Source organism: Brevundimonas sp. UBA6550 (genome assembly GCF_002434505.1).
In the GTDB taxonomy this organism is placed as follows: Bacteria; Pseudomonadota; Alphaproteobacteria; order Caulobacterales; family Caulobacteraceae; genus Brevundimonas.
In genome coordinates this window covers 229,506-255,196 of record NZ_DJKE01000001.1, presented here as the reverse complement: position 1 = coordinate 255,196, position 25,691 = coordinate 229,506, and the positions used below count along the sequence as shown (strand labels likewise).

At 69.1% G+C, this 25,691-nt stretch carries 22 protein-coding genes; 9 read left to right on the top strand and 13 right to left on the bottom strand.

Annotated features, from left to right (window positions below; all coding sequences use genetic code 11):
• Positions 1-22: 22 nt before the first annotated feature.
• The 4 genes from B3Z70_RS01175 to fliI all read right to left on the bottom strand — a co-directional run bounded on the left by B3Z70_RS01175 (position 23) and on the right by fliI (position 4,650).
• Positions 23-1,426, bottom strand: a complete 1,404-nt coding sequence (locus B3Z70_RS01175; RefSeq protein ID WP_292044457.1) for a serine hydrolase — start codon at positions 1,424-1,426, stop codon at positions 23-25.
• 95 nt (positions 1,427-1,521) lie between these two features.
• Entirely contained in the window at positions 1,522-2,589 is a 1,068-nt protein-coding gene (locus tag B3Z70_RS01170; RefSeq protein WP_292022647.1) for an endo-1,4-beta-xylanase, read from the bottom strand.
• A 177-nt stretch (positions 2,590-2,766) separates the two neighbouring features.
• Positions 2,767-3,177 carry a flagellar export protein FliJ gene (locus B3Z70_RS01165; RefSeq protein WP_292022649.1) on the bottom strand — a complete coding sequence of 137 codons (411 nt, stop codon included), beginning with the start codon at positions 3,175-3,177 and terminating at the stop codon, positions 2,767-2,769.
• A 129-nt stretch (positions 3,178-3,306) separates the two neighbouring features.
• Positions 3,307-4,650 (bottom strand): flagellar protein export ATPase FliI, encoded by a 1,344-nt coding sequence (gene fliI / locus B3Z70_RS01160; RefSeq protein WP_292022651.1) that lies wholly within the window; start codon positions 4,648-4,650, stop codon positions 3,307-3,309.
• A 235-nt stretch (positions 4,651-4,885) separates the two neighbouring features.
• On the opposite strand from fliI, the gene B3Z70_RS01155 reads away from it, so the two are divergent.
• Complete coding sequence (locus B3Z70_RS01155) at positions 4,886-6,343, top strand: methyl-accepting chemotaxis protein (protein ID WP_292022664.1); 1,458 nt, start codon at positions 4,886-4,888, stop codon at positions 6,341-6,343.
• A 149-nt stretch (positions 6,344-6,492) separates the two neighbouring features.
• Here B3Z70_RS01155 and B3Z70_RS01150 read toward each other — a convergent pair whose 3' ends face one another.
• Positions 6,493-7,395 carry an EamA family transporter gene (locus tag B3Z70_RS01150; RefSeq protein ID WP_292022654.1) on the bottom strand — a complete coding sequence of 301 codons (903 nt, stop codon included), beginning with the start codon at positions 7,393-7,395 and terminating at the stop codon, positions 6,493-6,495.
• 84 nt (positions 7,396-7,479) lie between these two features.
• Here B3Z70_RS01150 and B3Z70_RS01145 point away from each other — a divergent pair, with 84 nt between their 5' ends.
• Complete coding sequence (locus tag B3Z70_RS01145; RefSeq protein ID WP_292022656.1) at positions 7,480-7,962, top strand: Lrp/AsnC family transcriptional regulator; 483 nt, start codon at positions 7,480-7,482, stop codon at positions 7,960-7,962.
• A 31-nt stretch (positions 7,963-7,993) separates the two neighbouring features.
• Here the strand turns inward: B3Z70_RS01145 and B3Z70_RS01140 are convergent, their stop codons facing one another.
• A complete protein-coding gene (locus B3Z70_RS01140) occupies positions 7,994-9,283 on the bottom strand; it encodes a sensor histidine kinase (RefSeq protein WP_292022658.1) in 1,290 nt (429 codons plus the stop codon).
• Between the two features lie 148 nt (positions 9,284-9,431).
• Here B3Z70_RS01140 and cysK point away from each other — a divergent pair, with 148 nt between their 5' ends.
• The 6 genes from cysK (at position 9,432) to B3Z70_RS01110 (ending at position 13,810) form a co-directional block, all read left to right on the top strand.
• Positions 9,432-10,412, top strand: a complete 981-nt coding sequence (gene cysK, locus B3Z70_RS01135) for a cysteine synthase A (protein WP_292022660.1) — start codon at positions 9,432-9,434, stop codon at positions 10,410-10,412.
• 102 nt (positions 10,413-10,514) lie between these two features.
• Positions 10,515-11,075: a hypothetical protein gene (locus B3Z70_RS01130; RefSeq protein ID WP_292022662.1), complete on the top strand. Its 561-nt coding sequence runs from the start codon at positions 10,515-10,517 to the stop codon at positions 11,073-11,075.
• Positions 11,072-11,716: an OmpA family protein gene (locus tag B3Z70_RS01125; RefSeq protein WP_292044456.1), complete on the top strand. Its 645-nt coding sequence runs from the start codon at positions 11,072-11,074 to the stop codon at positions 11,714-11,716. The genes B3Z70_RS01130 and B3Z70_RS01125 overlap by 4 nt, the downstream gene beginning before the upstream one ends.
• 2 nt (positions 11,717-11,718) lie before the next feature.
• Positions 11,719-11,967 carry a zinc ribbon domain-containing protein gene (locus B3Z70_RS01120; RefSeq protein WP_292022829.1) on the top strand — a complete coding sequence of 83 codons (249 nt, stop codon included), beginning with the start codon at positions 11,719-11,721 and terminating at the stop codon, positions 11,965-11,967.
• Positions 11,968-12,009: 42 nt separating this feature from the next.
• Positions 12,010-13,230, top strand: a complete 1,221-nt coding sequence (locus tag B3Z70_RS01115; RefSeq protein ID WP_292022830.1) for a DUF2336 domain-containing protein — start codon at positions 12,010-12,012, stop codon at positions 13,228-13,230.
• 151 nt (positions 13,231-13,381) lie between these two features.
• Positions 13,382-13,810 carry a MucR family transcriptional regulator gene (locus B3Z70_RS01110; RefSeq protein ID WP_248117692.1) on the top strand — a complete coding sequence of 143 codons (429 nt, stop codon included), beginning with the start codon at positions 13,382-13,384 and terminating at the stop codon, positions 13,808-13,810.
• A 170-nt stretch (positions 13,811-13,980) separates the two neighbouring features.
• On the opposite strand, the gene B3Z70_RS01105 is transcribed toward B3Z70_RS01110, so the two are convergent.
• From B3Z70_RS01105 to B3Z70_RS01085, 5 genes are all read right to left on the bottom strand, one after another.
• Complete coding sequence (locus B3Z70_RS01105; RefSeq protein ID WP_292022832.1) at positions 13,981-14,202, bottom strand: hypothetical protein; 222 nt, start codon at positions 14,200-14,202, stop codon at positions 13,981-13,983.
• A 190-nt stretch (positions 14,203-14,392) separates the two neighbouring features.
• Positions 14,393-15,508 (bottom strand): DUF2336 domain-containing protein, encoded by a 1,116-nt coding sequence (locus tag B3Z70_RS01100; RefSeq protein ID WP_292022833.1) that lies wholly within the window; start codon positions 15,506-15,508, stop codon positions 14,393-14,395.
• On the bottom strand, positions 15,505-16,497 hold the full coding sequence (locus B3Z70_RS01095) for a hypothetical protein (protein ID WP_292044454.1): 993 nt from the start codon (positions 16,495-16,497) through the stop codon (positions 15,505-15,507). Before B3Z70_RS01095 ends, B3Z70_RS01100 begins: the two co-directional genes overlap by 4 nt.
• Before the next feature lie 74 nt (positions 16,498-16,571).
• Entirely contained in the window at positions 16,572-17,612 is a 1,041-nt protein-coding gene (locus B3Z70_RS01090) for an ABC transporter substrate-binding protein (RefSeq protein ID WP_292044452.1), read from the bottom strand.
• A 44-nt stretch (positions 17,613-17,656) separates the two neighbouring features.
• Entirely contained in the window at positions 17,657-18,847 is a 1,191-nt protein-coding gene (locus B3Z70_RS01085; protein WP_292044451.1) for a TonB family protein, read from the bottom strand.
• A gap of 718 nt (positions 18,848-19,565) precedes the next feature.
• Here B3Z70_RS01085 and B3Z70_RS01080 point away from each other — a divergent pair.
• Complete coding sequence (locus B3Z70_RS01080) at positions 19,566-22,460, top strand: ATP-binding protein (RefSeq protein WP_292044449.1); 2,895 nt, start codon at positions 19,566-19,568, stop codon at positions 22,458-22,460.
• Positions 22,461-22,633: 173 nt separating this feature from the next.
• Here the strand turns inward: B3Z70_RS01080 and B3Z70_RS01075 are convergent, their stop codons facing one another.
• Positions 22,634-23,602 (bottom strand): alpha/beta hydrolase, encoded by a 969-nt coding sequence (locus tag B3Z70_RS01075; protein WP_292022113.1) that lies wholly within the window; start codon positions 23,600-23,602, stop codon positions 22,634-22,636.
• A 192-nt stretch (positions 23,603-23,794) separates the two neighbouring features.
• Positions 23,795-25,612, bottom strand: a complete 1,818-nt coding sequence (locus B3Z70_RS01070) for an ABC-F family ATP-binding cassette domain-containing protein (RefSeq protein ID WP_292022111.1) — start codon at positions 25,610-25,612, stop codon at positions 23,795-23,797.
• Between the last annotated feature and the right edge of the window lie 79 nt (positions 25,613-25,691).

Sequence of the window (25,691 nt, the reverse complement as noted above, 5' to 3'; positions counted from 1 at the left end):
GGCGGGCGTTTTTGCGTTTCGCCTACTGCCGTCTGGCCGGCATGTCGCGACCGCCCTGGTGCAGGACCAGCCCATCGACGGCGCCGGTCGCGTCGCGGGTGAAGGTGATCTGGGCGTCGACAGCGGTCAGGTAGAAGGCGTCCTCGGCCTCCGCCGTCAGTTCGAACGCCTTCTGGCCCGTGGCCTGGGCCGTCAACTTGCCGTCCACGACCGACACGGTCAGGGCGAAGGCGGACGACAGGGCGTAGACGCCCTCATAGACCTTCAACGCCTCGGGCGACAGGGCGACGGCGCGGCGCTCGCTGGCCAGGGTGACGGTCCCGCCGCGCGCCAGGGCGACCAGGGCCGCGCCCAGCTTGTCCGGCGCCTCGCCGTTCAGATTGCCCAACACGATCACGGCCGTCCGGTCACCCGGATCATAGGCCATATAGGTGTTGAAGCCCTCGATGGCGCCATTGTGCCAGACCAGGCGGCGGCCATCGGCCTCGCTGACGATCAGGCCCATGGCGTAGCCGTCGCGAACGGGCGTCGTCAGGGCGGTCAGGGACTGGGCGTTCAGAAGCCGGCCGCCGAATAGACCCTGTTCCCACTTCAGCAGGTCGTGGGTCGTCGAATACAGAGCGCCGGCGCCGGTCGGGATGCTCATGTCCACATAGTCGGCGTTGACGACCCCGTCGGCGCCCGGCGCATAGCCCGAGGCCCGGCGGGGCAGGACGACCTCATTGCGGTCATAGCCGCTGTCGTTCATGCCCAGCGGCTGGAACAGATTGGCGCTCACGAAGTCGGCGTAGCTCTGGCCGCCGGCCGCCTCGACGATGGCGCTGAGCAACACATAGCCTGAGTTGGAATAGGCGAAGCGCGAGCCGGGCGCGAAGTCCAGCGGGCGGTCGCGGAACCGGGCGATCAACTGCTCCAGCGTCGCCGGTCGCGTCTTCAAATCCTGATAGTCGGGAAGGGCGGTGAAGTTCGGCACGCCCGCCGTGTGGCTGAGTAGATGGCGCGGGGTGATCTTGTCCCAGGCGACCGGGGCGTCGGGCAGCCAGGTCTTGATCGGCGCGTCCAGGTCGAGCTTGCCCTGTTGGTTCAACAGCATGACGGCGACGGCGGTGAACTGTTTGGACAGGGACCCCAAGCGGAACTTCACATCCCCGTCGTTGGGGATGTTCCACTCGCGATTGGCCAGGCCGTAGCCCTGATCCAGCAGGATGCGGCCGTCGCGCGCGACCAGGACGGCGCCCGAAAACGCGTCGGCGTCGCTGGAGGCGCGCACGACCTGATCCATGCGCCCGACGTCCTGGGCCTTGGCCTGATTTGCCGCCAGGGGACCGAAGGCGAGGGCGAGCGTGCCGACGGCGAACAGCAGGCGGGCGGTGGTGCGTCGGGCGACGGGCGAATGGGGCAAGGCGGTCTCTCCTGAACGCGCCACGCTGACGCTTTCAACAAGAGGCGGCGAGGGGGCCTTGCGGATGCACGCCGTCGAAATAACGCCAGGCCGTCGCCGGACGACCGGCCGCCTTCCGATCAGGCGGGCGTCCTGAACCCCGCAGCGAGGGCCGCCGCCATCGGGTTGGGGCGGCCGAAGCTGTCGAAGGGCAGGGGCTTGTCCTTGCCGTCGTCCTTTTCGCCCTGGCGATACCAGCTGTCGGTATCCCTCAGGCCCCAGACGGTGAAGGCGAACTGCTGGGCCTTAGGCAGGGCGGCGAAGGCCTGGGCCAGTTCGGTCACGCGCGCGCCCTGGGCGGTCAGGCGTTCGGACTGGCTGCGGAAGTCCAGCCGGTCCTCGGTGCGCAGGGTGCAGTCCAGCTCCGACACATGGATCGGCAGGCCGAACTGGGCCGCCTCGCGCATGAAGGCGGCGATGACGCCCGGCTTGATGTCGATCCACAGGTGGGATTGCAGCCCCAGCCCCTGCAGCGGACAGCCGGCCTTCAGCAGCCGTTCGACCAGTTTCAGGAACTGCGCGCCCTTGGCCGGCACGCTTTCCTGATTGTAGTCGTTGAGGAACAGCAGGGCCTGCGGATCGGCGGCGCGGGCCTTTTCGAAGGCGCGCAGGATATAGCCGTCGTGGCCGTAACGGGCGCTCCAGTGGCAGTCGCGCATCCCCGAGCCGTCGTCCAGGATCGGCTCGTTGACCACGTCCCAGCTGCGGACCTTGCCGCGATAACGACCGGCCGTGGTCGCGATATAGCCGTCGAAGGCGCGGTCGAAGGCGGCGCCGGACAGGCCCGCGAACGCCTGTTCGCCCTGTGCGTACCAGATCAGGGTGTGGCCATGCAGGGCCATGCCCTCAGCCTGGGCGAAGGCGGCGATGCGGTCCGAGCGGTCGAAGTTGGGCTGGTCCAGGCCCTCGGCCAGGATGTATTCCATCTTCATCTCCCACTCCGGCGTCAGCTGGGAGACGTTGGCGCGGGCCAGAGCGACCCAGTCCGGGTCGTCGATCTGGCTGGCCTTGATCGCCGTGCCGAAGGGGGCGGGGGCGACGGATTTCAGCGGCGGAACGGTCGGCGGCGTCGGCTCCGCCGAGGCGAAGCGATCGCAGGCGGCGAGGGCGATGGGGGCGGCGAGGACGGCGCGGCGGGTCGGGGTCAAGGCTTTCCCTCCCCGTTACGGGGAGGGTGGCTGAGGCGCAGCCGAAGTCGGGTGGGGACGGCAGGGCGACGCCCCACTAGCCTGTCTGGCATCTGGCAGTTGCGTCCCTGACGGGCCGCCCCCGCCCCGTCGCTGCGCGACGACCCTCGCCGGGTCGGGGAGGGAGATTGTCGGCTGCTAGACCGCACGCTTCCGCAGGCCCAGTTCGTCGAAGGCGGCGGTTTCGCGCTTGGCGATGGCGACCAGCTGGTTCAGGCGTGTGGTCTCGGCGACGTGTTCGAACTTCTTCAGCTCTTCGAAGGCGCCGGTCAGGGCGTCGCGCGCGCCGGCTTCCTCGGCGTCCAGCACCGACAGGTCGCCTTCGGCCTGGGCTTTGCGGGATTTCCAGCCGTTCAGATAGGCGCCCAGCATCAGACCGGCCTCTGCGTCCAGGCGGGCGCGGTCGCGTTCGGCCTCGGCCTCGGCGTCCAGAACGGCGATGCGGACCTCGGCGCCGGCGCGGCGTTCGGCGATCTCGGCCAGGCGCTTCTGCAGCGTCTCGACCTCGTAGTTGGAGATGCGGATCAGGGATTGAGCCCAAGCGGTCATGAGGTCACTGCGTCTTCTTGAGGGTGGGCATGGAGGCCGGGGCGGAGGTGAGGCGTGCGAGTGAGCAAGGGGTGAGCCGGGACGTCGAAGCGTCCACGTCTGCGCTCACTTCTCGCTCACTAGCACTTCTCACCCCTGCACCATTCCCATGTTCAGGATTGCTTCCAGCCGGGTAAAGGAATCGGAAAGACGGGTGGCGTCGTCCTTGTCCTGACCCAGGAAATCCTCCAGCGCGGGGTTCAGGGCGATGGCCCGGTCCACGATGGGGTCGGCGCCGGTCCGGTAGGCGCCGATCTTGATCAACTCCTCCATGTTCGCATAGGCCGACAGACATTGGCGCGCCCGCTTGTTCAACTCGCGCTCGGGCGGGGTCTGACAGCCGGGCAGGGTGCGGCTGACGGATTTCAGCACGTCGATGGCGGGAAAGCGCCCGCGCTCGGCGATCTTGCGGTCCATGACGATGTGGCCGTCCAGAATACCGCGCACGGCGTCCGCGATCGGCTCGTCATGGTCGCCGCCGTCCACCAGAACGGTGAACAGGGCGGTTATGGGCGCAGCCGTCGTGCCGTCGGGCCGGATCGGGCCGGGACCGGCGCGCTCCAGCAGTTTGGGCAGTTCGGTGAAGACGGTCGGCGTATAGCCCTTGGTGGTCGGCGGTTCGCCGGCCGCCAGACCGATCTCGCGCTGGGCCATCGCAAAGCGGGTGACGCTGTCCATTAGGCACAGCACCTCCAGATCCTGGTCGCGCAGGAACTCGGCGATGGCCATGGTCATATAGGCCGACTGGCGGCGTTTCAGGGCCGGCTCGTCCGAGGTGGCGACCACGACGACGGCGCGTTTCAGCCCCTCTTCGCCCAGGGTCTCCTCGACGAACTCGCGCACCTCGCGGCCCCGTTCGCCGATCAGGCCCACGACCACGGCGTCGCAGGTCGCCTCCTTGGCCAGCATGGACAAAAGCACCGACTTGCCCACGCCCGACCCGGCGAAGATGCCCAGGCGCTGGCCCCGGCAGGTGGTGGTGAAGACGTCCATGGCCCGCACGCCAAGATCCAGCCGTTCGCCCACGCGGCCGCGCGAATGGGCGGGCGGGGGCGGGGCGCGCAAGGGATAGGGCGCTGGCCCCTGCGGCAACGGCCCCTTGCCGTCGATCGGCTGGCCGAAGGCGTCGATGATCCGGCCCAGCCAGGCGGTGGTCGGGCGCACGCTGGCGGCCGTCTCGATGATCCTGATGTCGGCGCCGGGGGCCACGCCCTCTACGGGTCCGAACGGCATCAGCAGGGCCTTGGAATCGCGAAAGCCGACCACCTCGGCCGGCAGGGGATCATGGCCGCGACGCCCGATCTCGGCCCGCGCCCCGACCGCCAGACGCGACAGGCCGCCGCGCGATTCGATCAGCAGGCCGGACACGCCCGCGACCTTGCCGGTGACGACCAGCGGATCGATCGCTTCGACGGCGGCGACGAGATTGCGCAAGCGGACGACCCCAGGAACAGACCCCGATCAGATGCGCCATCGTGGTTAACGACCCGTGAAGTTCGACCGCCTTCCAACCTTTGCAGCAACGCGAGTTGTGTACGGTATGCAACTCATGGGCGAAAGACTTCCGAAACCAATTCAGGTGTTAATCCTGCAACTGAGGCGAGCGGGGACTCGCTGATCGCGAAGGGGTGGGACCATGTTCGCAAAGTAGCATCGAGCGCGTGTGCAGATGCAGGACCGGCTGGCCGATCTGGACGGCAAGATGGCCGCTATCGGCCGATCCCAGGCGGTGATCGAGTTCAGTCTGGATGGGGTGATCATCGACGCCAACCAGAACCTGCTGACCACCATGGGTTACAGCCTGGACGAGATCCGGGGCGCCCATCACCGGCAGTTCATGGATCCGGTCGAGGCGGCCTCGCCCGACTATGTCGCATTCTGGCGCGAGTTGAACGCCGGCCGGTTCCTGGCGCGCAAGTTTCGGCGGCTGGCCAAGGGCGGGCGCGAGGTGTGGCTGCAAGCCTCCTACAACCCGGTCTTCGGCCCCGACGGGCGGCCGGTGAAGGTGATCAAACTGGCCATCGACATCACCGAACAGGAGCAGGAGGCGGCCCGGCGCGAGGCCCAGCGGATCGCGGCGGAACAGGCCCAGACCGTGCTGGTCGAGGCCCTGGCCGGGGTGTTGGCGCGGCTGTCGGCGGGCGACCTGACCGCGCGGATCGACGCGCCGGTCGAGGGGGCGCATGTGCGGGTGCGCGACGACTATAATGCGGCGGTCGAAAGCCTGCGTCAGACGCTGGGCCAGGCGCTGGGGGCCATCGGGGTGCTGCGCGGCGGGGTGGGCGAAATCTCCAGCGCCTCGGACGATCTGTCGCGGCGCACCGAACAGCAGGCGGCCAGTCTGGAAGAGACGGCGGCGGCGCTGGATCAGATCACCGCCACCGTCAAACGCAGCGCGGACGGCGCCCGTCAGGCCTCGACCGCCGCCGCCGGGGCCCGCACCGAGGCGGATCGTTCGTCCGAGGTGGTGCGTCAGGCCGTGGCGGCCATGGACGGCATCAAGCGCAGCTCGACCCAGATCAGCGACATCATCGGCGTGATCGACGAGATCGCCTTCCAGACCAATCTTCTGGCGCTGAACGCCGGGGTAGAGGCGGCGCGGGCGGGCGAGGCGGGGCGCGGCTTCGCCGTCGTGGCGTCGGAGGTCCGCGCCCTGGCCCAGCGTTCGGCCGAGGCCGCCAAGCAGATCAAGACCCTGATCACCACCTCGGGCCAGGAGGTGTCGCACGGGGTGCGGCTGGTCCACGAAACCGGCGCGGCGCTGGACGCCATCGTGGTCAAGGTGGCCGAGATGGACGCCCTGGTCTCCGAAATCGCCGCCTCGGCCCAGGAACAGGCGACCGGCCTCAGCCAGGTCAACAGCGCCGTCAACCAGATGGATCAGGTCACGCAGCAGAACGCCGCCATGGTCGAACAGACGACGGCGGCGGCCATCAGCCTGAAGACCGAGACGGACCAGTTGGCGCAACTGGTCGAACGGTTCGAGACGGGCGAGGCCCCGCCGCGCGTCCACGACCTGTCGCGCGGCGCCGGCCCCATCCCCCTGGCCCGCGAACGCGCCCGCATCCGCGCCTACGCCGGCGCAAGCGCGGCGACGGCGGTCAGTCAGGATTGGGAGGAGTTCTGAGGGGACGTTCAGCCGTCATTCCGGGGCGTCCGTAGGACGAACCCGGAAGCCAGGGCCGCATTGCCGGCGCCCAATGCGGCAAGCGTCGTCGCCACACGCCTGGCTTCCGGGTTCTTCGCTTCGCTCAGCCCCGGAATGACGTGGCGCAACTAGACCGGCTCCGGTCCCGTCTGCGGCTCGCGCGTCGTGGCGATGGCGCCGACCGAGGCGGCGACGATGGCGGCGATGGCCAGCCATTGCTGGCCGGTCAGATGCTCGTGCAGGATGACCAGGCCGGCCAGGGCGCCGACGGCCGGTTCGGCGCTCAGCACCACGCCGAAGGTGCGTTTGGGAATGGCGCGCAGGGCCACCATCTCCAGCGAATAGGGCAGGGCGCTGGAGAAGATCGCCACGGCCACGCCCGCCAGCACGATGGCCGGGTTCAGCAGCGCCATCCCGGCATGGGCGACGCCGAACGGCACGACCACCATGGCCGCCACGCTCATGCCCAGGGCCACAGATTGTCCGGCGTGCAGGTGCGACAGCCGCTTGCCGAACACGATATACAGCGCCCAGCACAGGCCGGCGAAGGCGGCCAAAGCCATGCCGACCGGATCCAGCGCGCCCACGCCCTGTTTCAGCGGCAGCAGCAGGCCCAGGCCCAGGACGGCGAAGCCGATGCAGACGAAGTGGACCGCCTTGCGCGAATGCAGCAGCGCCAGGGTCAGCGGCCCCATAAACTCGATGGCGATGGCCAGACCCAGCGGAATGGTCCTCAGCGACATGTAGAAGCTGAGGTTCATCGCCCCCAGAACCACGCCGTACAGGGCCACGGCGCCGAGATCGGCGCGCGTCAGGCGGAACCGCCAGGGCCGGAACACCGCAACCAGAATGACGGCCGACAGACCGACGCGATAGGCGGTCGTCCCCTGCGCCCCGATCACCGGGAACAGGGTCTTGGCGAAGGAGGTGCCGCACGCCAGCGTCATCATGCCGCCGAACAGCGCCAGATAGGGGATCAGCCGCGCCATCAGGGGCGAGGTCAGGTGCGATTTCAGGGCCACGGCGGTCATGGCCGATGACTAGCCCAAATACGGTTGCGCTTCCCGGCGATTTCCGGCCTGAATGCGCCTGAAACCGGCGTCAAGGGAAATGAAATGACGAATTTCGTCACGCTGGATGCGTTCGATCACAAGCTGCTGGATCGAGTGCGTCGCGACAATCAGGAGCCGGCGCGGGTCACGGCCGAGGCGGTGGGCCTGTCGGAATCGGCGGTGCTGCGGCGGTTGCGGCGGCTGCGGGCCGAGGGGGTGATCGTGCGCGACGTGGCCATGATCGATCCTGCGCGGATCGAGCCGCGCATCGTCCTGCACGTCCAGGTCGAGATGAACACCCAGGACCGCAAGGTGATGGACGCCTTCCAGCGCGCCATGAAGGCCAGTCCCGAGGTCCAGGGCTGCTGGGACGTGACGGGCGAGACCGACTATCTGCTGACCGTCGCCGTCCGCTCCATGCAGGACTACGAGGCGTTCGGCATTCGCGAACTGGTCCCCGAGAAGGGCGTGCGCGGCTTCAAGAGCATGATCGTGATCCGCGAGGTGGTCGCCTTCGACCCCGCCCGCGCGGTGCTGGGGCGGTAAGGGCCGACGGTTTGTGGCGGAACGGGCGTGGTCAGACGGCGGCGGCCTCGACCACCAGGACCGAGCCGGTCCCTTCGGCGCGGTTCTCGATCACCCCGCCGATCTGTTTCACCAGACTGTCGATCACGCGCATGCCCAGGCTGCGGTCGCTGCGGGCGGCGGCCAGGTCGAACCCCCGGCCCCGGTCGGCGACGGTGACGGTCAGGCGGCCGTTGGCGATCCGGCCCGACACGGCGATGGCGCCGCCCTCGGGGCCATAGGCGTATTTGATGGCGTTGGTGACCAACTCGTTGACGATCAGCCCCAGCGGAATGGCGATGTCGGCGCCCAGCGGCGCCTCTGACGCCTCGCAGGTGACGACATGGCGTTCGCTGCCGGCGGCGACGGCCTCGCACAGCTGGCACAGGAAGTCGGACAGGATCACGCTCTGCACGTCGGCGCCGCGCCACAGCTGGTCGTGGACCTGGCCGATGGCCTGGATGCGGGCGCCCGCCGTCGCCAGCGCCTGGCGCACGTCGTCGGACGCGGCGCCGCGCGCCTGCATCGACAACAGGCTGGAGACCAGGGTCAGGCTGTTCTTGACCCGGTGGCTGACCTCGCGCGCCAGCAGGGCCTGGTGTTCGATGGCGGCCAGCAGCCGTTGCTCGGTCTGCTGGCGGGCCAGGGCCGCGCCCACCACGGCGGCGAAGGCGTCCAGGAACAGGGCGTCGCGGGCGTCGAACTGGCCCTCGTCGGGGCTGTCCACCTCCAGCACGCCCCAGGGTTCGCCGTCCACCTCGGGTCGGATCAGGACGTTGATCGCGCGCCGAACCCCGTGATCGGCCAGAAGCCTGGGCGTGCGGAACCGCTGTTCGATGTCCAGGTGGTTGGAGATCAGCGGCTTGCCGGTCTGGAAGGCGTAGCCGGCGGGCGAATCCAGCTCCACCCCCAGGGACGACAGCCCTTCGACCGCCCCGGTCCAGCCGACGCCGGCGATCAGCACCAGCCGGTCGCGCGCCTCGTTATGGATCAGCACCTTGGACAGCGGCGTCTCCAGCCCGTCGGCGCAGACCGCGCAGGCGGCGTCCAGCAGGGCCTGACGATCCCGCTCGCGCAGCGCCAGTTCGCCGAACCGCGCCAGCAGCGACTGCTGCTTCAGCCGATAGCGCAGCTCGTCGTCCAGGGGCCGGGCGTCGGCCACGGGCGCCGCTTCGACGCGGGGCGGAACGGGGGCGTCCATCTGGATCTGGGTCGGCTCGGCCTGATCGGCGCGCACCTCGGCCACCAGGTCCGCGATCTCTGGCGTCAGGCCGGGGTCGGAGGGAGGACGACGGTGGGGCAAGGGCTGTAATCTCGACTTCGCGCGACGGCGACATATAGTCCGACATAGCCGCTCTGAAAGTCTCGCGCAGAAATGATCGCGCGCGGCCCCTTGCGCCGGGGCCTTATGCCTTATCTGTTACGGGCCGCAGTTTCACGGAGACCTCCCCATGTCTGACTTCAGCTATGACGCCGCCCGCCACCTGAAGAAGGGTCGGGGCAAGGTCTATGACTCGATCATCGACACCATCGGCGACACCCCCATCGTGCGCCTGCCGCGCCTGTCGGCCGAATATGGCGCAAAGGCCACGGTGCTGGCCAAGCTGGAGTTCTTCAACCCCATCGCCTCGGTCAAGGACCGGATCGGCGTGGCCATGGTCGAGGCGCTGGAGCAGGCGGGCAAGATCGACCGCAACACGGTGCTTATCGAACCCACCAGCGGCAACACCGGCATCGCCCTGGCCTTCGTCGCCGCCGCCAAGGGGCTGAAGCTGATCCTGTGCATGCCCGAAAGCATGTCGATCGAACGGCGCAAGATGCTGGCCCTGCTGGGCGCCCAGCTGGAGCTGACGCCGGCCGAGAAGGGGATGAAGGGCGCCATCGCCCGCGCCCAGGAACTGCTGGATTCGACGCCCAACGCCATCAGCCCCTCGCAGTTCGAGAACCTGGCCAACCCCGCCATCCACCGCGTGACGACGGCCGAGGAGATCTGGAACGACACCGACGGGGCGGTGGACATCATCGTGGCGGGCGTCGGCACCGGCGGCACCATTTCCGGCGTCGGCCAGGCGCTGAAGGCCAGAAAGCCGTCGGTCCAGATGATCGCGGTGGAGCCGGAGGCGTCGCCGGTGCTGTCGGGCGGACAGCCGGGGCCGCACAAGATCCAGGGCATCGGCGCCGGCTTCGTGCCCGCCATCTATGACCCCTCGGTCGTGGACGGGGTGGAGCAGGTGTCCAACGACGACAGTTTCGACATGGCGCGCAAGGCCGCGCGCGTCGAGGGTATTCCGGTCGGCATCAGTTCGGGCGCGGCCCTGACGGCGGCCTTCCGTCTGGCGGCGCGCGACGAGAATGCGGGCAAGACCATCGTGGTGGTGATCCCCTCCTTCGCCGAACGCTATCTTTCCACGGCCTTGTTCGAGGGCTTGTAAGCGGAGCTTTTTCACCGCTCGCGTGTTCGACAACGGACGCGCGTGCGGCTCCGCTTGGGAGGCGGACAGACGCGCGGTGGATCAACAACGCCGGAGCGTTCCATGCCTGTCGCCCTTCGCCTGATCGCCGTCGCCGGGGTGTCCGCCCTGGCCCTGGCCGCCTGTTCGAACAACGAGGACAAGGCGGCCGCCGGCATGTCCCCCGAACAGCAGGCCGCCGCCGCCGCCAACACCCCCGTCACCGCCCAGCCGCGCCAGACCCGCAATGTGCCGGTCGATGTGCAGGGCGTGACCGAGGTCGGGGCCACGGTGCGGGTCAAGAACGTCGATCTGGCCGAGGACGCCACCATACTGGACGTCAGCATCTCGTTCGCCAGCGACATGACCAACAACGTCCAGATGGCCACCAACGCCACCTATATCGAACTGCCCAACGGTCAGAAGCTGCGTCTGAAGCCGCCCGAGGGCAATCCGAACATGAACATCGTCAAGGGCGACACCATGAACGGCCGCCTGGTCTTCATGGGCGCCGTGCCGACCGGGACGCCGCAGATTTCGGTGGTGTTCAACGAAGGTTCGACGTCGGACAGCATCATCGGCCCGTTCCTGCGCATGACCATTCCGCTGACGGCCCAGGCGGCGACCGCGGGAGCCGCCGGATGACGGGGCGGCACGCGCCCGCCCTGGCGGCCGCCCTGCTGGCCGCCGGTCTGACGCCCTGCGCGGCCTCGGCCCTGACCGTGCGGCTGATGAGCGGCAGCGCCATCGGCATGAAATCCACCTTCGAAAAGGCCGAGACCCCGCGCTCCACCTTCGAGAAGGCCGGGCCGGACAGCGAGCTTCAGAGCGTCTTCGTCTCGTCCGAGGTCGCGCCCGAGCGGGTTGAGACGACCCGCAGTCTGCTGAGCGAACTGAATGCGCGGCGCAGCGAGGGCGTCATCGTGATCGACCTGCCCGCCGACGTGCTGTTCGACTTCGACAAGGCCACGATCCGGCCCGACGCCGAGCCGGCCCTGGCGCGGGCGGCGGAACTGCTGAAAAGCTATCCGCGCGCCCAGGTCAGCATCGGCGGCCACACCGACGCCAAGGGCGACGACGCCTATAACGAGGGCCTGTCGCTGAGACGGGCGCGAGCGGTGGCGGATCGGCTGCAAGGCCCCGCCGGCCGGTCGCTGAAGGCCGAGGGCTTCGGCGAGCGTCGCCCCGTGGCGCCCAACGTCAAACCGGACGGGGCCGACGACCCGGCGGGCCGTCAGAAGAACCGGCGCGTCGAAATCCGCATCGCCCCGCAGGCGGGGGGCTGACCATGGCGCTGATCCCCTGTCCCGCCTGCGGGCGTCAGGTGTCCCAGGCCGCCGTCGCCTGTCCCAACTGCGGCCATCCGATCGCAGGCGACAACGGCGGCACGTTCAAACAGGCCCTGACCCGGCCAGAGGCGGTGAAAAGCGGCTTTACCGTGCTGGGCGTCTTCGTCGCCGCGCCGTGGATCGCGCGCATCTTGGCGTTGATCCTGTTCGTCGTCCTGGCCATCGTGGTGGTGGTCAACAAGAGCTGAGGCCCTCACGCCCGGTTAACCGCTCGCGCCTAGATTGGTCGGATGGGCGAACTGACAGCCATGATCGGGCATGAGCCGGGGGCGGATGCGCCGCTGCGGGCGCGCCGGGCGCTGCTGAAGCGTCTGGCCGATGTCGTGTCGCTGCCCGCCAGCCGGATCAACGCCTTCGAACGCGCGGTGACGGGCGATTTGCTGGTCGAGATGCTGCGCCTGGCCTCGCGCGAGGAGCGTCGCCGCGTCGCCGCCCGCCTGGCGCCCCTGGCCGAACTGCCCAACAGCGTGGCGCGCATTCTGCTACGCGACGAGGTGGAGATCGCCGGCCTTCTGATCGAACAGTGCGCGTCCCTGAGCGACGCCGACATCGTGGGCTGCGCGCGCGACGCCAGCATCGATCACCGCCTGCTGATCGCGGCCCGGCGCGGCCTGTCCGAGATCGTGACCGAGACCCTGTTCTCCTTCGGCGAGATGGCCGTGATGGAGGCGGTGCTGCGCAACCCGACCGCCCGGCTGTCGCAGGTGGGGATCGAGGCGGTGGTGGGCCTGAGCCGACAATCGCCGGGCCTGTGCGGCCTGTTGCTGAAACGGCCGGAGCTGAGGCCGTCGGGCGCCTATGTCATGTTCTGGTGGTGCGGGCCGGAGGATCGCCGCACCATCCTGCAGCGGTTCGCCGTGTCGCGCGAGGTGATGCAGGAGGCGTCCGAGGACGTGTTCGGCATGGCGGCGGCCGAGGACTGGTCCGACCCCGTCGCGCGCAAGGCGCTGCAGTTCATCGAGCGGCGCCAGCGCAATCGCGGCGCCATCGCCAAGAGCCCGTTCGACAGCCTGGAACAGGCCGTGATGGTCGCCGGGCGCGACGGGCTGACGCGCGAGACGGCCTCTGAGATCGCCTTCCTGTCGGGGGTCAAGCCGCTGACGGGCGCCAAGCTGCTGGGCGATCCGGGCGGCGAGCCGCTGGCCATATTGTGCAAGGCCACGGGGATGTCGCGCGCCGACCTGACCCGTCTGTGGCGTTCGATGCGGCGGCCCGAGACGACGGCCGACGGTCAGATCCATCCCGATTGGGAGCGGGTGCAGATCACCTATGAAATGCTGGCCGTGGACCGGGCGCAGACGGTGCTGCGTTACTGGAACTGGTCTCTGTCCTCGGCGCTGACGCCCAGTCTGTTGCGGGCCATACGCGACGGCGAGGACGATGTGGTCGACGAATATTCGGCGCCCGAACGCGCGGCGATGATGGTGCTGGCCGAAGACTTCGGCCGCTGAGCTTCACCACTACAGATAGATGCAGTAACGTGCATAGATCGGTCGTGACGGTCGCGTTTGCTTTCGAGGCCGAATAACTCTATTAGCCGAGACAGGATGTTTCGGCTGCAGAATCGGTCGGGCGCAATAGATCAGGAAAGCGAAGACGCGAATGGAAGATAAGCCCGAACTGCTCGAGATGACCGCAGACATCGTGTCCGCCTATGTGGGCAACAATACAGTCTCGGCCGAGACCCTGCCGTCGCTTATCGCCAGTATCCACGCCGCCCTGTCGGGTGTTTCCAATGGTCCGGTCGAGGCCGAGCCGGAACCCAAGGAACCGGCGGTGCCGATCCGCAAGTCGATCGCGCCCGACTTCCTGATCTGCCTGGAAGACGGCCGCAAGTTCAAGTCGCTGAAGCGCCACCTGCGCACCAAATACGACATGAGCCCCGAAGAATACCGCGCCAAATGGGGTCTGCCCAAAGACTATCCGATGGTCGCCCCGAACTACGCCAAGGCGCGTTCGGAACTGGCCAAGTCGATGGGCCTGGGCCAAGGCGGCCGCAAGCCGGCCCGCACCCCGCGCGTCAAGAAATAAGCCGGATCGTTTCGGTATAGAGACGCCCGCTTCCGAAAGGAGGCGGGCGTTTTTGCTTTGGGGTGATGTCTCTCCCTCCCCCTGCGGGGGAGGGTGGCTGAGGCGCAGCCGAAGCCGGGTGGGGACGGCAGGCGATGGATCGCAGATGATGCTGTTTCGATAGCTGGGGCTTAATCATGGCCACCTCTCTGCCGTGCTTCAGGCTGCGGTGGAGCAACTCCATGTGCGGATGATCCGTCTATCGCTTTTACGCGCGATCCATCGCGCCAGCGCTTGAGGCAGTATCGGAATCCAGTTTCGAAAATATAACCGATAACGCGGTCGCTAAGGCCATCGGCTAGATAGGGGGCGGTGTTATTCCAGGCTTCGATGAGTGCGTTGATGACGGACATCCGTCGCTCCTTCCAAAAGAAAGGATCGATGCTCCATCACTTCGAAATCCCGCAACGCGGCTATGTTGTGCGGTGCGGTGCTGACAACACGCTTTCTTCGATGCGCGTGTGGCTACAGAGCCGTCTCCACCCGGCTTCGGCTGCGCCTCAGCCACCCTCCCCCGTAGGGGAGGGAGAAGTCAGTAGGGCGTTACGCCGCCTGCGCCGTGCGGCGCATACGCCAGAAGCGCAGGGTGCGCAGGGCCGCGTCGCGGGTCAGTTCGCCGTACATCCGCCCATAGGCGGCGGCCTTGCCCATCGGATTGTCCTCGGACCCCAGGACGGCGACGGCGTAGGTCAGATAGACGGCGCGGTCCATGTCGGCCGCCTTGCAGACCACCGACAGGGCGTCCAGGTCCTTGCGCTCGACGATGCCGCGCGCGGTGTGGAAGTCGATGTCCGCCAGTTTGGACAGGGCGATCAGGAAGGGCGTGCGGCCGTTCGAGCGCAGAAAGCGGATCAGCACCTGAGGCGTCAGCTGGCCCGCCGCGTGCAGCTCGTTCACATAGGCCAGGTTCTCGGCGTAGTCGGCCGGCAGGGCGCCGTCGTCGGTGGCGACCCGGGTGCGGCCGGCGGCCAGCGCCGCCTCCAGCAAGTCGGGGTCCATCCGCGCGTTCTGCTCCAGGATCTGGTGACGCAGCCGGGCCTCGACGACGAAATACATCTCGTTCAGCAGGTCGACCGGCAGGCTCTGGCGCTCGACCGTGGCGGCGTGCAGGGCGGGATTGGCCTTGGCCCGTTCGACGGCCGTCTCGGACGCCGCGCGCGACAGGCGGGCGCCGTCGTTGCGCAACAGGGCGCCCAGGGTGTCGTCGTCGCCGCGCTCGACGATGATGTCCGACACCGCCTCCGACACCACGGCGCGGCCCGACACGGCGCGCAGATGACCTTGGCCGCGCCGGCGCGCCACCTGGATCAGATCGTCGTCGGTCAGGACGGCGGAGCCGCGCAGGACCGGCTCGGCCACCTCCAGCTCGTCGTCCGCCAGACGCCGGATCAGGCTGTGCGGCGCATTGGCGGCGGGGGCGAAACGGGCGGCCAGCTCGGCGCGCACCGCCTGCTCCATCTCGTCGGACAGTTTGGCCAGGACCGCGCCATACAGGGCGGTCTCGCTGGGGCTGTGTTCGGGGGCGCCGAAGAAATGGCCGGTCAGTTCGCGCAGCAGAAGACGGCGCTTGTCGCTGGACTCCTCGCCGGCCAGCGCGATCAGCTGGGGCAGGCGAGACGCGGAGACGACGGCGGTCTCGACCGTGGACGTGTCGCTCATGGAAGGTCGTCGGCCTGGGTCTGGGGCACGGCGCGCAGCGAGCCGTTGGCGTTGCGGATCAGGGCGGGCGGACCGTCCGGCTGGGCCAGGTCGTCGGACTTGGGCGTCTGGGTCATCTGCACCGGCAGGGCGTCCAGATAGGTCGGCTGGGGCGTGACGATGGTGTCGGGATGACGGCCGGCCTGACGGTGGACCGAATAGTAGCGGGCGGTCTGTTCGCCGGGCGGCAGTTGGGCCGCCTGCTGCGCGCCGGCCACGGCCGCGCCGTCCAGGGCGACGCCGGTCTGGGGCCGCATCAGCCGATAGATGGGGGCGTCGCGGCGCGGGGCCATCGGGTCGGCGGCGGCCTGTTGGCCGGCCTGGGCGGTCGGAGCCTGGTCGGGCGTCGGCTGGACGGCGGGCGTCTCTGCGGGCGCGGGCTGGGGGGCGGCGGCCTGGACGACGGGCGGCTGAGCAACGGGGGGCGGGGCGGGTTGCGCCTCGGCCATGGCGGCGGGCGCGGGCTGAGGCGCCGGCGGCTGGCTGGCCGCGACCTGCTGAGGGGCCGGCTGATAGGGAACGGGGGCGGGGGCTTCGACGGCGGTCGAGGTCGAAGGCTGGACGGGCGCTTCGGCGGAGCGCACGGGCGCGAAGGTCGGATAGGCCTGGGGGACGTTGCGGGCGGCCTGGGGGTTGGTCCAGTCGCTGGCGGGCGTCAGGCCCCGGCGGGGCGACGGCGACGGAGCGGGCGGCGTGTCTGCGGGCGGCGGGGCCAGGCGCGCCAGGGGCAGGGTGCGGCTGGCGGCGATGACGGTCGGGGCGGCCTCGGGCGAGGCCGGCGTGTGGGTCGGTGCGGGGGCGGGCGCCGGGCGGGCGCCGACCGGCGGCTTGCCCGGCCAGGACAGGTAGCGCAGTCCCGCGCCATTGGTCGGCGCCGACTGGGCGACGGCGCCGCCGGCCAGGACGCTCGCCGCGGTCAGGACGGTCGTGAGAACGAGGGCGCGGCGCAAGGCGGCTCTCCGGCTGGGGATTATCCAACCGTCAGGATAGGCCCCACCGCTTAACCCCGCGCTAACGGCGCAGTTCAGCCCCGGCCGGGCAGATAGTTGTCGGTGAAGGCGTCGCGCCAGTTCAGGCCCGGCTCATAGACGCCCGCCTTCGACGTGACCTCGAAGAAGGCCTGCCAGCGCTCGGCCGTCAGGGCGCCCAGGCCATAGAGGGCGGCGTCGCCCCCATCGACCACGGCCGTGTCGCGCAAGCGCTCGCGCGCCTGATCCAGCTGGGCCTGGCTCATGTCGGGATTGTCCCGGCGGATCAGGGCGTCGCCGGCCGAGGCGTCGCCCCGGATATAGTCGCGCCATCCCTCGGCCGAGCCGGCGATGAAGCTGCGCAGGGCCGCCGCATTGTCGCGCGCGAAGGCGTTGGGGGCCAGGACGATGGCGCCGTAGGAGGGATAGCCCTCGTCCGCCAGCAGGAAGACCCTGGGATCGAAATCGGCGGTCTGTTCGACCGTATAGGGATCGCTGGTCAGAAAGCCCTGCTGCACCGCCCGCGCATTGGCGATGAAGGGGGCGGGGTCGTAGGCGTAGGGGCGCAACTGGGCGTCGGTGAACCCGTAGGTCGCCTTCAGCCAGACCCAGAAGGTCTCGATCCCCGCCTGGGCGATCAGGAACGGGCGTTCGGCCAGGTCGGCGATGGTGCGCAGCGCGTCGTCGGGGTGGGCCATCAGGATCTGCGGGTCCTTCTGGAAGAAGGCGGCGACCGCCCGGACCGGCGCGCCGGACGCGACCAGGTTCATCGGCGTGAAGCTGTTGGACGCCATGCCCAGCTCCACCGCGCCCGAGGCCAGCCGTTGCGGCACGTTGACCGCCGGACCGCCCTGGACGATCTGGACGTTCAGGCCGCGCTTCTCATAGGCGCCGCTGGCCAGGGCCTGATAGAAGCCGCCGTGGTCGGCCTGGGCGCGCCAGTCCAGGGCGAAGCGCAGGCGCACCCGACCCTGTTCGTCCACCGGCGCCTCGGACCGGCCGCAGGCGCGCAACCCCACCGCCGACGCCCCCACTGCCGCAGCCCCCGCGATCAGGGCGCGGCGACGGGTCAGGAACCGATTCCCCGATAAGCTCATGCGCCTGACTTACGGGCGGATGGCGGCGTTGGAAAGGCGGGGCGTCAGTCGGTCGCGATCTCGACGGCCGTCCCGCCGGCGTCGGGCAGGCGATAGCGGATCGGCAGGACGCAGCGGACCGCGCCGGTCAGGGCCGGCTCGGCGCGGGCGGAGGCGATCAACTGGCTGGCGTCCTCGCCGAACACGGCGGACGGCTGGGCGTCGATCACCTCTATGGCGCCCGTCTGGCCCCAGGTCGCCAGGTCGAACCGCACCAGGGCCCAACCCTCGATCCGGCGTTTGGCGAAGGCGGGCGGAAAACGCGCGGGCGCGATGTTGAGCCGCAGTCGGTCCGAGATGTCCGCCGGGCAGGACTGTTGGGGGTCCTCTTCGCGCGGGGGCAGATCGGGCGGCGTCAGCGTCTCGCCGACGCGGTTGAAGTTGAAGACGCAGCCGGTCAGGGGCGCGCCCGGCCGCAGCACCGTCTCGGAGATGGCGCGCCGGGCCTCGCGGTCCAGATCGGCGTCGCCTGACGAGCCCAGGGTCTGGACCGCCGTCGTCCGCCCCTCGGCGTCCACGTTCCAGCGCACCACGGTCCAGGACCGACCGCCCGGCGGCGGGCGCCGGCCGATCATGAAGTCGGGGACGCTGACGGTGCGCGCGGCGCGTCCGCCCCGACCGTCGCCGCCGCAGTTCGCGTCGGGGCCGCCCAGGCGCCGAGCGACCATTTCGCGCAGCGCGCCGCGCGTGCGGGTGACGGCGAAATAGCGCAGCAGATCGTCGGTGGTCGCCGCTTCCACAGACTTGACGGAATAGCGGACGGTGGCCCGGCAGTCGGCGCGCGGCCCGCCTTCGAAACGCCAGGCGGCCAGTGCGGCCTGCTCCTCCTGGCTGGGGCTGAGCGGCGCAATGACGATCGGGCCCGACGGGGTCGAGGCGGCGTCCCTGACCGGCCGAATGTCGCGGGCGCGGCCCTGTTCGTCCACCGAGAAGGCCAGAACGACGGCCGGCTTTTCGTAGCCGGCGCTGCGGGCGACCCCTAGGGCCAGATCGTCGGCGTAGAGCGGTTGGATCGGCTGGCCGCCGCAGGCGATCTCGGTCGTGGGAACCAGCAGCGGCGACGACGACTCGGGCGAGAAAAGACGCCCGTCCCGAACGGGCGACACCTGCAACTGCTCCAGCGTCTGGCCGGGGGCCGCCGCCAGGGCGGGGGATGTGGTCAGGGTCAGGCCGAGGGCGATCAGGGGTGCGCGCATGGGTGTCTCCGTCTGCACCCCATGGGTGCAGATCGGGCGCGGGCTGTCTAGCGCGGTCGTGTGACGCCGTGCAGGGTTCGGCCCCAATTGAGCGAGGGGACGAAGCGTGCGGGCGGACCCGTGTGCTTCGTCCCCTCGCCAAGTCCGGGTTGGACTTGGCCGTTCGGGTCAGGGCCTTGGCCTGGGCGTCGTCGCGGGCGAACCCGAAAGGACGGTCGGCTGTATCCTGTCGCGCTCCTGGCCTCGGGCGTTCTGCGGCGTTGCGGCCGCATCGTCCCTCGATCCCGATCCGGTTCCCCGCTCGTCGTCGATCCGAGGACCGTCGAGGATCGGAGCCTGGATCCCGCCTGCCGCACGTTACGATCCGAAGATCGCCCGAAACGCCGGGTCGGAGAGCCGGGCCGGTTCGCTTGATCTTCCAGGGTCTCCCCCGGATTTCCGCGCCGCCGTGTCCCTTGGCCTGTTGACGTTCCGACGAAACCGGCTATGAGGCAAGCGCCCGATCCCGCCAGGATGTGCACGACTGGCCCGGCGGCGGTGGACAAACCTGTGAACATCGGTGGACGGATCAAATTCGTATTTGCGGATCAGCGCGTTGCGTTGTCCACAGGAACGCGCCTGGAAATGCTTATGTCCGGTGACGAACACAAGAACGGCTGCAACAACTTCACCGGCTGGGGGTTCTGTGGTCGCAGACGTCAGACTCTGAGGAAAAGGCTTGTCCATCACTGTCTCCGAAGGCGCCACCGTCGCTTTTAACCGCGCCCAGTTGGCGCAGATGTTCGCCCACGCGCCGGGATTCATGGCGCTGCTGGTCGGGCCGGAACATCGCTTCGAACTGACCAATCCTAACTATCAGACGCTGATCGGCCATCGGTCCGTGGCGGGCTGCGCCCTGGCCGACGTGCTGAAGGATGCGGTGGATCAGGGATATCTGGCGCTGCTGGACACCGTGTATCGCACCGGTCTGCCCCACCACGCCGAAAGCGCGCTCTACGCCGTGCAGGCGACGCCGGACGGGCCGGTCAAGGAGCGCTATCTGGATTTCGTCCTCCAGCCGATGAAGACGGAGGACGGTCGGGTCTGGGGCGTTTTCGTCCAGGGCGCCGACGTCACCGAACGGATGCGGGCCGACCAGGCCCTGGCGCTGAGCGAGGCGCGATACGGCGCCTTGTTCGCGGCCATGGCGACCGGGTTCTGCGTCATCGAAATGAAGTTCGACGCGGCGGATCGGCCGGTCGATTACAAGATCGTGGAGGGCAACGAAGCCTTCGAGGACATGACGGGCCTAGCCGACCCCTACGGCAAATGGGTCAGCGAGATCGCGCCGGGGCTGGAGCAGCACTGGTTCGATCTGTACGGCGGGGTGGCGCGCAAGGGACAGCCGGTGCGGTTCGAGAATCCGGCCGACATCTTCGGCCGATGGTACGACGTCCAGGCGCTGCGGATCGGGCAGCCGGGCGCCTATCAGGTCGCCATCCTGTTCAACAACATCACCGAGCGAAAACAGAGCGAGGCGCGCCAGGCGGCCCTGCTGGAGCTGAACGACGCCATCCGCGACCTGACCGACGCCGGCGAGATCGCCCTGGCGTCGGCGCGCGTCCTGGCCCAGGCCATGGGGGTCAGCCGGGCCGGTTACGGCACGGTGGACACCGTCGCCGAGACCATCACCATCGAGCGCGACTTCAACCAGCCGGGGGTCGGCAGCATCGCCGGCACCCTGGCCTTCCGCGAGCATGGCTCCTACATCGAGGACATCAAGCGCGGCGAGACGGTGGCCATCGCCGATGTCACGCTGGACCCCCGCACGGCCGCGACGGCGGAGGTGCTGAAGCGGATCAGCGCCGGCTCCTTCGTCAACATGCCCTTGATGGAGCAGGGCCGGGTGGTGGCCATGGTGTTCGTCAACCACGAGGCGCCGCGCCATTACAGCGACAGCGATCTGCGCCTGATGCGCGATGTCGCCGAGCGGGTGCGGATGGCCACCGAGCGCGCCAAGAGCGAGGCGGCCCTGCGCGACAGCGAGGCCCAGTTCCGCGTCTTCGCCCAGGCCACGCCGAACCAGATCTGGGCCAGCTGGGCGGACGGATCGCTGTATTGGTTCAACCCCCAGGTCTATGCCTATACGGGTCTGGCGCACGGGGCGCTGGACGGGACCGACGCCTGGGCCGCGATCGTGCATCCAGACGACGTGGCGCGCGCGGGCGAGGGCTGGTCCCGATCGCTGGCCAGCGGCCAGGTCTACGAGGCCGAGTTCCGCATCCGCCGCCACGACGGGGTGTTCCGCACCTTCATGGTGCGGGCCGAGCCGGTTCACGACGAGGAGGGCCGGATCACCCGCTGGGTCGGCTCAAACATCGACATCGAGGACCTGCGCAGCCAGTCGGCCGAACTGGCCCGGTTCAACGAGACGCTGGAGGAACAGGTCGCCGAGCGCACCAGCGCGCTGATGCAGGCCGAAGAGGCGCTGCGTCAGAGCCAGAAGATGGAGGCGGTGGGGCAGCTGACGGGCGGCATCGCCCACGACTTCAACAATCTGCTGGCCGGGATCAGCGGCAGTCTGGAGATCATCACCAACCGGATCGCGCAAGGCCGCTATGGCGATGTCGAGCGGTTCACGGCGGCGGCGCAGGGGGCGGCCAAGCGGGCCGCGGCCCTGACGCACCGGCTGCTGGCGTTTTCGCGCCGCCAGACCCTGGACCCCAAGCCGACCGACCCCAACCGGCTGATCCGGGGGATGGAGGACCTGATCCGGCGCACGACCGGGCCGGGCGTGGCGTTGGAGGTGGTGGCCAGCACCGGCCTGTGGCCCGTGCTGATCGACGCGCACCAGTTGGAGAACGCGGTGCTGAACCTGTGCATCAATGCGCGCGACGCCATGCCGAACGGCGGGCGGCTGACGGTCGAGACCGGCAACCGCTGGATCGATGCGCGCACGGCCAAGACCCAGGATCTGGACCCTGGCCAATATGTCTCCATCTGCGTCAGCGACACCGGCGACGGCATGGCGCCGGAGGTGGCGGCGCGGGCGTTCGAACCCTTCTTCACCACCAAGCCGCTGGGCGAGGGCACGGGCCTGGGCCTGTCGATGATCTATGGTTTCGTGCGCCAGTCGGGCGGGCAGGTGCGGATCTATTCCGAGCCTGAGCAGGGGACGATGGTCTGCCTGTACCTGCCCCGCCACTTCGGCGAGGTCGAGGACGGCGAGGCGGCGCCCGAGATCGAGCAGGCGCCGCGCGCCCAGGCCGGCGAGACGGTGATGGTGGTGGACGACGAACCCACGGTGCGGATGCTGGTCGCCGAAATCCTGCACGAACTGGGCTATCAGTGCATCGAGGCGTCGGACGGGGCGGCGGGGCTGAAGCTGTTGCAGTCCGGGGCGCGGATCGACCTTCTGGTGACGGACGTCGGCCTGCCGGGCGGGATGAACGGACGCCAGATGGCCGACGCCGCGCGACTGGACCGGCCGGACCTGAAGGTGCTGTTCATCACCGGCTACGCCGAGAACGCCGTGGTCGGAAACGGCCACCTGGACCCCGGAATGCACGTCATGACCAAGCCCTTCGCCATGGAGGCCCTGGGCACGCGAATCCGCGATCTGATCGAGAGCTGAACGTCCCTCTTCCGTTCATCCCGGCGAAAGCCGGGACCCAGGTCTTTCGCATCTGCAGTGCGTGGGATGAACACCCCGATTTGATCTCGAGGAGGTCTCGCCCAAAGCGCTGGGTCCCGGCTTCCGCCGGGATGAACGGAGATGAGTAGGCGCCCTATCGTCTGGGATGGGTATTAAAGACGCGCGTCCAGCCAGGTGCGGATGGCTTTGCGCGCGCCGCGCGCGGCGGGGCCGCCGAAGTGCAGGAAGCCGTGCGGGACCTCGGGCACGCGGATCAGATCGGCGTCCGACGCCTCGCCCCAGCGCGTGGCCATCAACAGGCTGTCCTCGAACAGCGGATCGTATTCCCCGGCCAGGAACAGGGCGGGCGGCAGGCCGGTCAGGTCGGCGTAGAGCGGCGAGACGTCGGGCTGGCGCAGGCCCGCCTCGTCGCGGTCGGGGGCCAGTCGGGCCAGATCGGCCTGCATCGTCGGGCCGTTGAACAGCAGGGTCTCGGGGCCCGCAGAGCGCACGCTTTCGGTCCCCGACAGGTCGAACACGCCGTAGGTGAAGACGCAGCCCTTGACCAGGTCGATCAGCCCCTTGTCGCGCAGGGCGACGGCGGTCAGGGCCGCCAGATGGCCGCCGGCGGATTCGCCCGCGATGAACAGGGTCGCGGCGCCCAGCCGATCGACGTTGGTCACGGTCCAGAAGGCGGCGGCCAGACAGTCGGCGATGGCGGCGTCGATATAGACACGGCGACGCTCGGACAGCAGGCGGTAATCCACCGAGACGACGCAGAAGCCGTGATGCGCCAGATGGGCGTTCAGCCGGTCGTTCAGCCCCGCGCTGCCCAGCACCCAGCCGCCGCCGTGGATGTCCAGGATGACGGCGCGGGGCGCGCCCGCCGGGTGCAGGATGCGCAGATTGACCGGGTGTTCGCCGTCGGTCTGGACGATCTCGACCGTGACGCCGCGCTTCTTCAGGCGAGGCGTCGTGACGCGCCCCGCCGCCGCGTCCAGCCACAGCGACAGCCGCTGACCCGCATCGATCCGCCAGCCCTCCGTGCGCAGGCGCGGCGCGCGGGCCAGGGCGGCGTTGATGCGCCTTACGGCCGCCTGCTGGGGCGGGGCGAAGGCGACGACGTGGGAGCGCAGGGTCATGAAGCTTGAGTGTGCGGCGGCGCGTTTGGTTTCAAGGGGCAGACGTCACCGTCATTCCGGGGCGTCCGCAGGACGAACCCCGGAAGCCAGGAGACGCACATCCAGCTCCGAATGCGTCTGACAAAACCTCTGTCCTCCTGGGTTCCGGGTTCTTCGCTTCGCTCAGCCCCGGAATGACGAAAAGGTCGGTCGCTACCCCGCCAGAGCCGCCTTCTTCTCCTCAAGCTCCAGCCATTCCAGTTCGGCGGCTTCAAGGTCGGCGCGGGCCTTTTCGGCGGCCCTCATCGTGGCGTCGAAGGTCTTGGGGTCGCGGGTGTAGAGGGTCGGGTCGGCCAGGGTCGCGTCGTGTTTGGCGATGGTCGCGGGAAGCGTGTCGATCAGGGTTTCGAGTTCCTTCAGGCGGTGGGCGTCCTTGAAGGAGAGTTTGGCGGTCTTCTTGGGGGCCACGGCGGGCGGGGGCGCTTCGGCGGCGCGCTGGGCGGCCGCCTTGTCCTGGGGGCGGGGATTGGCGCCAGGCTGGAGGAAGCCGGGGTTCTGGCGAATGAAGTCGGTCCAGCCGCCGGGGGTCTCGACGATGTCGCCGCGCCCGTTCAGCGCCAGGGTCGAGGTGGACAGGCGGTCGATGAAGTCGCGGTCGTGGCTGACCAGAATTAGGGTGCCGTCATAGCCTTCCAGCAGCTCTTCCAGCTTGTCCAACGTGTCCATGTCCAGGTCGTTGGTCGGTTCGTCGAGAATCAGCAGGTTGGCGGGTTTCGCCAGGGCGCGGGCCAGCAGCAGGCGGTTTCGCTCGCCCCCCGACAGGGTCGAGATCGGCTGGCGCAACTGGGCCTCGGAGAAGAGGAATTCCTTGGCGTAGGCGGCGACGTGTTTGGAGAAGCCGCGCACGATGATGCTGTCGCCGCCGCCCGGCGTCAGGGCGTCCCACAGGGTCATGTCCGACTTCAGCCCCTCGCGCGACTGGTCCAGATAGACGGGCTCGAGGTTGGCGCCCATGCGGACCGTGCCTTCGTCGGGCGCCAGTTCGCCTAGCAGGGTCTTGACCAGGGTGGTCTTGCCCGCGCCGTTGGGACCGACGATGCCCAGGCGGTCGCCGCGCATGATGCGGGTGGTCAGGTCCTTGAACAGGGTGCGGCCGTTGAAGCCCTTTGAGACATGCTTGATCTCGGCGACCAGCTTGCCCGAGGTGGCACCGGAATCGACGCCCAGCGAAAGTTCGCGCGGCAAGTCCTTCATCTTCTCGGCCCGTTCGGCGCGCAGGGCCTGAAGCGAGCGGGCGCGGCCCTCGTTGCGGCTGCGGCGAGCGGTGATGGAGGAGTAGAAGGTGGCGGTCTCGCGCTCGATGGTCTTGGTCAGGCGACGCAGGGATTCGGCCTCTTCCTCCAGCACCTTGGTCGACCATTCGTCGAACTCGACGAAGCCCTTGCTGAGGGTGCGGACGCGGCGCCCCTCCAGCCAGTGGACGGTGTTGGTGACGCGGTTCAGGAAGGCGCGGTCGTGGCTGACGACCAGCAGGGCGAACCGGGCCGACAGCAACTCGTTCTCCAACAGTTCGATGGCCAGGATGTCGAGGTGGTTGGTCGGCTCGTCCAGCAGCAGCAGGTCGGGCTCCTCGGCGAAGGCCTTGGCCAGGGCCGCGCGGCGGGTCTCGCCGCCCGATAAACCTTGCGTCGATTTGGCGGGGTCCAGACCGAAGGTGGCCAGCCAGGCCTCGGCCGTCCAGCTCTCGGCCTCCCCGGATGAGGCGTAGTCCAGCAGCGTCTCGCCGGTGATGACCGGCTCCTGCGGCACATAGGCGAAGCGGGTCGCGGACTGGACCGAACGGTCGCCGCTGTCCGGTTCGATCAGGCCCATGACCACCTTCATCAGGGTGGACTTGCCCGCGCCGTTGCGGCCCACCAGGGCGGCGCGGCTGCGCGGTTCGACCGCCAGATCGACGCCGTCGAAGAGGGGGCGCTGGCCGTCCTGAAGACGGACGTCCTTGAGTGCGACGAGAGGGGGTCTGGCTGCCATGGGCGGCCATATAGAGGAGGGCAGGCCGAACCGCCACGGCCTTTGGAATTTGACAGATACCGTCCGGTTGGTATGTAGC